Raw genomic sequence first — 7,783 nt, 5'->3', positions numbered from 1 at the left:
TCCCATGCCGAACACGGAAGTTAAGCTCTTCAGCGTCAATGGTAATTGGGGGCTTCCCCCTGTGAGAGTAGAACGTCGCCGGGCAACAACAGAGCAGCCTTATGAGGCTGTTCTTTTTTATTTTTCATTAAAAATTAGGTCCATAAGGACCTAAAGGGAGTGAATTCGAAGAAATCAACTTCACTGCTTCTTCCCATCCAAATACTCCAACAGCATATACGGTACTTTTACACGAGAAATTGCAAGGAATCGAGAAATATAAGGATAATCATTGCTTGAGAACGTGTAGAACAAATCACCCCACCATTCCGTTTCGTAACGACAGATCATGCTCAGGTTATACAGCAACAAATAATGGACCATTACTTCATGCATCGGTTTGAACCCTTCCCGAGTATTCGGTACAAACCATTGATTGTCGATTGTTTTCCTGAAAAATGTCGTGTGTGCATTCAGAGTTTTGAGAAATTCGACGGTGAATTGTGAGTTGTCATAAGACACTTCTACATGATTCGGTAAAGCTTGTTGCTGCAGAAACTGGACAAATCGAGAACCCGTCATATGTAGTGAATCCAGTATTCGATCATCAATCAGAACCTGACCATCCGTAAGCGATCCTTCAACAGGTACGAGTGGAGATTTTCCGCTGACCTGACGAAAAAGGTCGTCCATTTCAGGGACATAGCTAAATAAATCTTTCATCTGGAACTTATCTCCTTCGAGTTGCTCCATTCCGAAGAGTTGTTCAGAGAAATAAGGAAATAGCCCGTTTCGTTGTACCTTGATTTCATCTTGTAAAAAGAGATAGTTTTGCTTTTTCCGTTTCCTGGTCGTCACCCCATGAGCTAGTAGAGCAGTCGACTCAGGGTATAGAGGGTCAACGGTTAAAAGACAGCATTTCAAAAGCTGGACCATCCCATAGTAAAGGAGCATCGGCTGCAGTTCCAGCGGGGATTGACGACATAGGTCGAAATGACGTTTCCCATGAGTCAGATAATAGATGAAGCTGTAACTGTTCCGATAGCTTAATTCCTCAATCGACATGTCTGTTTTCAACTGTTCATAGCATCTTTTTAAGTATCGCTGAGTGGATTGTGCACTTAAGTATTGATCGAAGCTTTTCCATTCGTTGAATAGGGGTTCCATGTAGTCACATCCATAGCGCAAATTTTACGAATAATCGGACTTATTCCTGCTTTCTTGACAGTAGTTTACCCCATTGTTAATCTACAAATAATATTTTAACGATTAAAAGGAGAGTGGGACGAATGTGGGAAGACAAATTTGCAAGAGAAGGACTTACGTTCGATGATGTTTTGCTTGTGCCTGCAAAATCATCCGTATTACCAAGGGACGTATCTGTCAAAACAAGATTATCGGATCATGTAAAGCTTAATATCCCGATTATCAGTGCTGGAATGGATACGGTAACGGAATCGAAAATGGCGATTGCAATGGCACGTCAAGGTGGTCTAGGGATCATTCATAAAAATATGTCGATTGAGGAACAAGCGGAACATGTCGATCGTGTCAAACGCTCTGAGTCCGGTGTTATTACGAATCCTTTTTATCTCACTCCCGAGCATCAAGTCTTTGATGCTGAGCATTTAATGGGGAAATACCGCATCTCCGGTGTTCCGATTGTGGATGAGAACCGTACACTTGTCGGCATCATCACGAACCGAGACATGCGTTTCATTCAAGATTTTTCCATCAAAATCAAAGAAGTCATGACACATGAGAACTTAGTCACGGCATCTGTAGGTACAACATTGAAAGAAGCTGAAGAAATCCTTCAACAGCATCGAATTGAAAAGCTTCCACTCGTCGATGAAGAAGGGATCTTAAAAGGACTAATCACGATTAAAGACATTGAGAAAGTCATTGAATTTCCGAACTCGGCAAAAGATGCACATGGTAGACTGCTAGCAGGTGCTGCAGTCGGCGTTACCGCAGATGCAATGATGAGAGTGAAAAAGCTTGTGGAAGCTGGAGTAGATGCACTTGTCATTGATACAGCACACGGACATTCTGAAGGCGTACTCGCAAAAGTGAAAGAAATCAAATCAGCATACCCTGACGTCACGATCATTGCAGGAAATGTAGCAACTGCAGAAGGGACACGTGATTTGATTGAAGCAGGTGTCGATGTGGTGAAGGTCGGTATCGGACCAGGATCGATCTGTACGACTCGAGTCGTCGCTGGAGTCGGTGTACCTCAAGTCACTGCGGTTTATGAATGTGCGACAGAAGCACGGAAATACAACATTCCGATCATAGCAGATGGCGGGATCAAGTACTCAGGTGATGTCGTCAAGGCGCTTGCGGCGGGCGGACATGCAGTCATGCTTGGAAGCCTTCTTGCAGGGGTAGACGAAAGCCCAGGTGAGCGAGAAATCTATCAAGGGCGTCAATTCAAAGTGTATCGTGGTATGGGATCAATTGGAGCGATGGAACGCGGAAGCCGTGACCGTTATTTCCAAGAAAATAACCAGAAACTCGTCCCAGAAGGAATTGAAGGTCGTGTACCTTATAAAGGGCCACTAGCGGACACTGTACATCAATTGGTTGGAGGCTTGCGATCTGGAATGGGTTATTGCGGCACGCCAAGTGTTGATGACTTGAGGGAAAATGCAAGGTTTACCCGCATCACGAACGCTGGATTACGAGAAAGCCATCCACATGATGTACAGATCACGAAAGAAGCACCAAACTACTCGGTATAGGACGTTTTTATGCCGGTTGTCACACAATCGTAAAAAAAGATGCGATGTTTGTACCATTTTTAAATTTTTTCAGACAGTGGGGTTTCCACTGTCTATTTTTTTCATATTTATTATGGTACAATAACCGGTGTTGTATATGGGTTGGAGGTGCAAAGGTTGATTAACCGAATGAAACAAACAGTCATCTTAGTTTTAACGATGGCACTCGTCATTACTGGAATTATCACATCTACTGCAAAGAAAGGTTATGCTGCTCCTGAATTACAGTTGCAAGCAGAAGCTGCTATTCTAGTAGATGCAGAATCAGGTAAGATTCTATTTGAGAAAAATGCTGATTTACTATTGCCACCGGCAAGTATGACCAAGATGATGAGTTTATATTTGATTTTAGAAGCAGTTGACAATGGTGAAGTTCAATGGGAAACCCCAGTTAAAATAAGCGATCGTGTACATAAAGTAGCGCAAGATAGAAGCTTGTCCAATGTATGGCTAAGAAAAGATGCCGATCCGGATTATACGATCAAAGAACTATACGAAGCAGCCGCGATTTATTCCGCAAATGGTGCCACAATGGCGATTGCAGAAACGATTGCAGGTTCTGAAGCAAACTTCGTCAAAATGATGAATGATAAAGCAAAAGAACTAGGATTGAAAAAATATAATTTCGTTAATAGTACAGGCTTAAATAACCGTGACTTAAAAGGTAACCACCCAGCTGGTGGTGAAGAAGACATGAACATGATTTCATCTCGTGATACAGCGAAGCTTGCGTATCATTTACTGAATGATTATCCGCAAATCCTCGAAACGGCAAAGATTCCAGAGAAATTGTTCCGAAAAGGAACGGATGATGAAAACCGTATGATCAACTGGAACTGGATGCTTCCGGGGAACCCTCAAGGTTTTGGTCTCGCGTATGAAGGTATCGATGGATTGAAAACGGGATCTACTGATCTTGCAGGATATTCCTTCACTGGAACAGCTGAACGTAATGGTCTACGACTAATTTCTGTAGTCATGAAAGCAAACGACCGTAGAGCACGTTTTGAAGAAACAAGAAAGCTTTTGGATTATGGTTTCAATAACTTCGGAAAGCAAGAAATCGTCAAGGCAGGATATGTTATTGATGGTAAGTCTTCTATCCCAGTCATCAAAGGAAAAGAGAAAAGCGTAGATGTCCAGTCTACAGATGCACTTTCTATGGTGATTCCAAATGGTGAAGAAGATCAATATAAGCCAAAAGTGACTTGGAACAACAAAGTGCTCAATGATAAAGGCCAATTGACGGCTCCTGTCAAAAAAGGAGATCAAGTCGGCACATTAAGTCTTGAGTACGCAGGAGAAGACTTAGGCTACATTACGGAAAAAGCTAGCAAGAAAGCGAGCTCTCCGATTGTCGCTCAAGCAGACGTTGAAAAAGCGAACTGGTTCGTGCTCATGATGCGTGGAATCGGTGGATTCTTCGGAGATATTTGGTCGAACGTCGTCGATTCGATCAAAGGCTTATTCTAATACAAATCCATATACAAGGAACTGAAGCATTTCATGCTCAGTTCCTTTTTTGAAACAATGAAGAAATTTCCAGTGGTATTTCATGTGGAATCACCTGTCTGGATAGGCATGAAAACAGAAAAGTGATACAATAGGATAGGATTTAAGAATTAACCGAATCATACTTAAAAAACACCTACTGATAGGGGGAATTATACATGGTACAAACAGGTACTGATCGCGTAAAACGCGGAATGGCAGAAATGCAAAAAGGCGGCGTCATCATGGACGTTGTGAACGCAGAACAAGCGAAGATTGCTGAAGAGGCTGGCGCAGTTGCCGTAATGGCACTTGAGCGTGTCCCTGCAGATATTCGTGCAGCTGGTGGAGTTGCTCGTATGGCAGACCCAACAATTGTTGAAGAGGTCATCAATGCCGTTTCAATTCCAGTCATGGCAAAAGCACGTATCGGTCATATCGTTGAGGCTCGTGTTCTAGAAGCGCTTGGTGCAGACTACATCGACGAAAGTGAAGTTTTGACACCTGCAGATGAAGTGTATCACTTGAACAAGCGTGACTTCACGGTGCCATTCGTATGTGGTGCGCGTGACCTTGGTGAAGCGACTCGTCGTATCGGAGAAGGTGCTTCTATGCTTCGTACGAAAGGTGAGCCTGGAACAGGTAATATCGTAGAAGCAGTCCGTCACATGCGTCTCATTCAAGCTCAAGTGAAGAAAGTCGTCGGTATGAGCGAAGACGAGATCATGACAGAAGCGAAAAACCTTGGTGCACCATATGAGCTCCTTCTTCAAATCAAGCGTGAAGGACGTCTACCGGTGGTCAACTTTGCGGCAGGTGGAGTAGCATCTCCAGCAGATGCTGCATTGATGATGGAACTTGGGGCAGATGGCGTATTCGTCGGATCTGGTATCTTCAAATCCGATAACCCTGAGAAGTTCGCTCGTGCAATTGTAGAAGCGACAACACACTATCAAGATTATGATTTGATCGCTAAATTGTCTAAGGGTCTTGGAACAGCGATGAAAGGTGTCGAGATTTCTTCTCTTCAACCTTCAGAGCGTATGCAAGATCGTGGATGGTAAGAGACGACAAAGGAGACATCCAGATGGTCACAGTTGGGATTCTTGCCCTGCAAGGTGCAGTTCGTGAACATGCTCGTTCACTAGAAGCATCAGGTGCAGAAGTGAAATTGATTAAACGTGTTGAAGAATTAAAGGACATTGATGCACTCGTCGTACCCGGTGGGGAAAGCACGACGATGCGTCGTCTGATTGATAAATATGAAATGTTCGGACCTTTGCAGGAGTTCGCCAAGTCCGGAAAGCCGATGTTTGGAACGTGCGCAGGTTTGATTTTGATGGCGAAAGAGATCATCGGACAAGAACATGGTCATCTTGAAGTCATGGATATCAAAGTCCATCGTAACGGTTTCGGACGCCAAAGAGAGAGTTTTGAAATTCCTCTTAATGTGGATGGTATGGAAGGCGATGAAGATTATATCGGTGTATTCATCCGTGCACCATATATCGAATCAGTCGGTTCAGATGTAAAAGTATTAGCAACATTCCAGGACAAAGTCGTTGCAGCACAACAAGGGCGTTTTCTATGCTGCGCATTCCATCCAGAATTGACAGATGACCACAGAATGCATGGTTATTTCGTCAAGATGGCAGAGGAATATAAAAACGAGTTGCATAACGTATCGAAATAGTGTAAATTACTACTAACACAATATCGAAGCGAATGTTGACAGGAACTAGTAGCAAGTCCTCTTTCCTATAGAGAGCCGATGGTTGGTGGAAATCGGTGATAGAGCCTTGTGAATCCATCCTTGAGTAAAATGCAGAACGAGCCTGAGCTCCAGTAAGTATTTTCGGTTAGTAACCGTTACATTACCAGAGTGGTACCGTCTATTTGTGATGGTACAACCAGGGTGGCAACGCGGGTGAACTCTCGTCCCTTTATGTGATACAAACACATATGGGACGGGAGTTTTTTTAATTCCCAAGACGAATGATATCGGTGTTACTCGTTTCTAATTCGTCTAGATGTGTGATTCAAACATGAAATTGCTCAACTAAGCGATACTGTGATGTGTGATTCAAACATGAAATTGCTCAACTAAGCGATACTGTGATGTGTGTTTAAGATGACTGTTTCATCAATAAAAAAGCTTGATTAAGTGAAGGAGGAGAAGAAGATGTTAGATTTGAAATTCGTACGTGACAATTTTGACGAGGTAAAGGAGAAGCTTTCTACGAGAGGTGAAGATATCTCTGGATTAGATCAAATCCAAGATTTAGATGAAAAGCGTCGAGAATTGATCAATCAGGTAGAAGAGCTGAAAAGCCGTCGTAATACAGTGTCTAAGCAAGTAGCAGAGTTCAAACGAGAAAAGAAGGATGCGGATCACCTGATTACAGAAATGCGAGAAGTCGGTGAGAAGATCAAGTCTTATGATGAAGAACTTCGCCTAGTTGAGGAGAAGCTGCAAAAAATCATGCTGACCTTGCCGAACATCCCTCATGAATCTGCACCAATCGGTGGGGATGAAGAAGATAATGTGGTCGCAAGAGAATGGGGCGACATTCGTCAGTTCGATTTCGAACCAAAACCTCACTGGGATGTTGCAACAGATTTAGACATCGTTGACTTCGAACGTGCAGCCAAAGTAACAGGAAGCCGTTTCGCTTTTTACAAAGGATTAGGTGCTCGTCTTGAGCGTGCATTGATTAACTTCATGATGGATCTGCATGAAGACCAGCACGGTTATACGGAAGTTCTGCCTCCATATCTCGTCAACCGTGAAAGTATGACAGGTACTGGTCAGCTTCCGAAGTTCGAAGAGGATGCTTTCAAAATTCGTGAAGAAGATTATTTCTTGATTCCAACGGCTGAAGTCCCTGTAACGAACCTACACCGTGATGAAATCTTGAAGCCTGAAGAACTTCCGAAAGCTTATGTCGCATTCAGTGCATGTTTCCGTTCTGAAGCTGGATCTGCAGGTCGTGATACACGCGGCTTGATTCGTCACCACCAATTCAACAAAGTAGAACTTGTACACTTTGTAAAACCTGAAGAGTCTTATGACCAGTTGGAAACATTGACTGGACATGCGGAAAAAGTGTTGCAGCTCTTGAAGCTTCCATATCGAGTGATGAGCATGTGTACGGGTGATCTTGGTTTTACCGCGGCGAAGAAATATGACATCGAGGTTTGGATCCCAAGCTATGAAACATACCGTGAGATCTCTTCTTGCAGTAACTTTGAGGACTTCCAGGCGCGTCGTGCTAATATCCGTTTCCGTCGTGAGCCAAAAGCGAAGCCGGAACATGTACACACATTGAACGGTTCTGGACTTGCAATTGGTCGAACGGTTGCAGCAATCTTAGAGAATTATCAACAGGAAGATGGTTCTGTCGAAATTCCTGAAGTGCTACGTCCATACATGGGGAACAAAAGCGTGATTACGAAGTAAAAAATAGATGGAAAGGGCGGGATTCAACCGCCCTTTAAAATATGTTTGATGCAAGGAAGAGATGTCT

The 7,783-nt window shown here is 43.4% G+C and carries 6 protein-coding genes, 1 rRNA gene and 1 other annotated feature; of the genes, 6 read left to right on the top strand and 1 reads right to left on the bottom strand.

Going from position 1 to position 7,783, the window contains the following annotated elements; translation table 11 throughout:
* Positions 1-84 (top strand): 5S ribosomal RNA (gene rrf / locus ACSVDE_RS19275); the annotation flags it as partial.
* A 96-nt stretch (positions 85-180) separates the two neighbouring features.
* On the opposite strand, the gene ACSVDE_RS19270 is transcribed toward rrf, so the two are convergent.
* Positions 181-1,146, bottom strand: a complete 966-nt coding sequence (locus tag ACSVDE_RS19270) for a YaaC family protein (protein ID WP_439302535.1) — start codon at positions 1,144-1,146, stop codon at positions 181-183.
* Positions 1,147-1,268: 122 nt separating this feature from the next.
* On the opposite strand from ACSVDE_RS19270, the gene guaB reads away from it, so the two are divergent.
* The 5 genes from guaB (at position 1,269) to serS (ending at position 7,716) form a co-directional block, all read left to right on the top strand.
* Positions 1,269-2,726 (top strand): IMP dehydrogenase, encoded by a 1,458-nt coding sequence (gene guaB / locus ACSVDE_RS19265; protein ID WP_439302534.1) that lies wholly within the window; start codon positions 1,269-1,271, stop codon positions 2,724-2,726.
* A gap of 159 nt (positions 2,727-2,885) precedes the next feature.
* Complete coding sequence (locus tag ACSVDE_RS19260; RefSeq protein WP_439302537.1) at positions 2,886-4,238, top strand: D-alanyl-D-alanine carboxypeptidase family protein; 1,353 nt, start codon at positions 2,886-2,888, stop codon at positions 4,236-4,238.
* A gap of 197 nt (positions 4,239-4,435) precedes the next feature.
* A complete protein-coding gene (pdxS, locus tag ACSVDE_RS19255; protein WP_439302533.1) occupies positions 4,436-5,320 on the top strand; it encodes a pyridoxal 5'-phosphate synthase lyase subunit PdxS in 885 nt (294 codons plus the stop codon).
* 23 nt (positions 5,321-5,343) lie between these two features.
* Positions 5,344-5,949, top strand: coding sequence for a pyridoxal 5'-phosphate synthase glutaminase subunit PdxT (gene pdxT, locus ACSVDE_RS19250; protein WP_439302532.1), 606 nt, complete (start codon positions 5,344-5,346; stop codon positions 5,947-5,949).
* Positions 5,950-5,975: 26 nt separating this feature from the next.
* Positions 5,976-6,202, top strand: a binding site (T-box leader).
* A gap of 236 nt (positions 6,203-6,438) precedes the next feature.
* Positions 6,439-7,716, top strand: a complete 1,278-nt coding sequence (gene serS, locus ACSVDE_RS19245) for a serine--tRNA ligase (protein ID WP_439302531.1) — start codon at positions 6,439-6,441, stop codon at positions 7,714-7,716.
* Positions 7,717-7,783: the final 67 nt, after the last annotated feature.

This window comes from Pseudalkalibacillus sp. Hm43 (assembly GCF_051842935.1).
Lineage (GTDB): Bacteria > Bacillota > Bacilli > Bacillales > Fictibacillaceae > Pseudalkalibacillus.
Note: the sequence above shows the minus strand (reverse complement) of the source record. Positions and strands in the feature narration are given on the sequence as shown.